The following is a 2,549-nucleotide window of genomic DNA, read 5'->3' as shown; positions in this document are numbered from 1 at the left end:
GGCACACACTCTCTTAAAATGTTTCTTTATATTGCATGGAGATATAATCATTATTTTAGAATAACAATATCAGACCGATATAATTTATGATAAAAGGAGCCAGATTGAGTTATTATGGACAAACAAATTGGATTCATCGGATGCGGAAATATGGGGATGGCTATAATTGGCGGAATGCTAAACAAAAATATAGTGTCTTCAAATAAAATCATTTGTTCAGATTTAAACACTACGAATTTAAAAAATGCCAGTGAAAAATACGGGCTAACTACAACTACTGACAACAATGAAGTAGCTAAAAATGCTGATATTTTAATTTTATCAATTAAACCAGACCTATACGCATCAATAATTAACGAAATAAAAGAAGTGATAAAAAACGATGTTATCGTCGTAACGATCGCTGCAGGAAAAAGCATCAAAAGTACTGAGGATGCTTTTCATAAAAAGTTAAGGGTTGTAAGAGTAATGCCTAATACACCTGCTCTTGTTGGAGAAGGAATGTCTGCGTTATGTCCTAATGAAATGGTGACAGAAAGAGATCTAGAAGATGTACTCAACATTTTCAATAGTTTTGGTCAAACAGAGATAGTAAGTGAAAAATTAATGGATGTTGTAACTTCTGTAAGTGGTTCTTCACCAGCATATGTATATATGATTATAGAAGCGATGGCAGATGCAGCTGTATTAGATGGTATGCCACGAAATCAAGCATATAAATTCGCAGCTCAAGCTGTGTTAGGCTCTGCAAAAATGGTACTAGAAACAGGAATGCATCCAGGTGCATTGAAAGATATGGTTTGTTCCCCAGGCGGAACAACAATAGAAGCTGTAGCAACATTAGAGGAAAAAGGCTTACGAACAGCCATCATTTCAGCTATGCAGCGTTGTACGCAAAAGTCTGTTGAACTATCTAGGCAAACTAAAGAGTAAAAACTGTAAAAGAGATCACTTTAGCTGAATACACATATCTTTAAACAGTTTTAGACTATATGCACATTTCATTTACATACTCCTCCTTTTTCACCAGTAACTGAACGGACAAATTCAAGGATAATTGAGTTTGTCCGTTTTGTATTTTGTTATTCTAAAATAATTCACCTATTCTTATTATCATTTATTTCATAGCGTAATACCCTTGGTAACATCATTTTCATATGTATTTGCTGCAGATTGTATCAAGTTTTAAATCATACGTTTCTTGTAAGACATGATACACACCAGATGAAATATACTCAGAGACTAAGCATAATATCTATTGAAAAAAGTAATATCAATCGTCTCAAATTGTTAACATAATATTTTTATCGTCTTCTTATACTAATACCTACTATTTCCTAATCCACCTCCATTACAATTTAAATCATTTAAGTTTTCTCCATATCGTACATCTACTATTTAAACAAAAACTCCCCTTAAATCAAAAATGATTAAGGGGAGTCAGTTATATGTGGTGAAGTTATAGTTCTGATTTTACTGGAATAGAAACATTGTTTTTCACTAAATTTTTAACGTCTTTAAAGCTAACAAAATTGTTGTTTTGCTCATCCCAAAGACGGAAACGGAGTGACCGCAAACTTGTAGCAAGAGTAATCGTTGGTACATTTTTTAAAGGAAGCGTATTATTGTGTGCCTCTTCTAATTGATAATTAGGTACTCTTGGACTTAAATGGTGAACATGGTGAAATCCAATATTACCAGTTAGAAATTGTAGGATTTTGGGAAGTTTATAAAATGAACTTCCTTCTACTGCCGCTTTCACATATTCCCACTCTTTATCTTCTTCAAAATAAGAATCCTCGAATGTGTGCTGTACGTAAAACAGCCAAATACCTATTGAACCTGCTATTAAGAATATGGAACCATGTACTAAAAGAAACGATTGCCATCCGATTGCCCAGCAAAGTAACCCTACTAAAGCAACAATTAAAACATTCGTCAAATAGGTATTCATGCGTTCCTTCTTTCTAGCACCTTTTCTGTTAAATCTATTTTTAAGTAGGAAAACATAAATCGGACCTAACCCAAACATAACCAATGGATTGCGATATAAACGATATGCTAAACGGAGTCTAAATGGCGCTGCCAAATATTCCTTCACTGTAAGGGTCCAAATATCTCCTGTACCTCGCTTATCCAAATTACCACTTGTAGCGTGATGAACGGAATGCTCATGCCCCCATTGATCAAACGGGAATAAAGTTAAAACACCCATACATGTCCCTACTATTCTATTTACACGACGACTTTTAAAAAAAGAATGATGGGTACAATCATGAAAAATAATGAAAACCCGTGTCATAAATCCAGCGGCTAACAGAGATGGAACTAATGCTAACCAATAAGAAACGGACAGGCTTTTATAAGCAAGGTACCATAAGATAATAAATGGCACTACCGTATTGATGATTTGCCAAACACTTTTTTTTGCCGTTGATTTTTCAAAAGGAGCAACTTGTTTTTTTAAATTTTTAGTATTTTGTAATGTCATTTTTTCTAATTCCTTTCCTTTATGTTGCTAATTCGTATTATAACACATTATTAGTAGT

At 33.7% G+C, this 2,549-nt stretch carries 2 protein-coding genes; one reads left to right on the top strand and one right to left on the bottom strand.

Going from position 1 to position 2,549, the window contains the following annotated elements:
- Window positions 1-114 precede the first annotated feature (114 nt).
- The gene (gene proC, locus AB3X48_RS20990) at window positions 115-933 is read left to right on the top strand and encodes a pyrroline-5-carboxylate reductase (RefSeq protein ID WP_002161364.1); all 819 of its coding nucleotides are present in this window, start codon (window positions 115-117) and stop codon (window positions 931-933) included.
- Window positions 934-1,459: 526 nt separating this feature from the next.
- Here the strand turns inward: proC and desA are convergent.
- Window positions 1,460-2,491 carry a Delta(5) desaturase DesA gene (gene desA, locus AB3X48_RS20985; protein WP_002161363.1) on the bottom strand — a complete coding sequence of 344 codons (1,032 nt, stop codon included), beginning with the start codon at window positions 2,489-2,491 and terminating at the stop codon, window positions 1,460-1,462.
- Between the last annotated feature and the right edge of the window lie 58 nt (window positions 2,492-2,549).

The organism is Bacillus sp. S4, assembly GCF_040838205.1.
GTDB classification, from domain to species: Bacteria; Bacillota; Bacilli; order Bacillales; family Bacillaceae_G; genus Bacillus_A; species Bacillus_A cereus_U.
Note: the sequence above shows the minus strand (reverse complement) of the source record. Positions and strands in the feature narration are given on the sequence as shown.

What these genes read in the sequence shown, in the direction of transcription:
- proC (WP_002161364.1), top strand. Translation starts at nt 115, where the DNA reads ATGGACAAACAAATTGGATTCATCGGATGCGGAAATATGGGGATGGCT.
- desA (WP_002161363.1), bottom strand. Translation starts at nt 2,491, where the DNA reads ATGACATTACAAAATACTAAAAATTTAAAAAAACAAGTTGCTCCTTTT.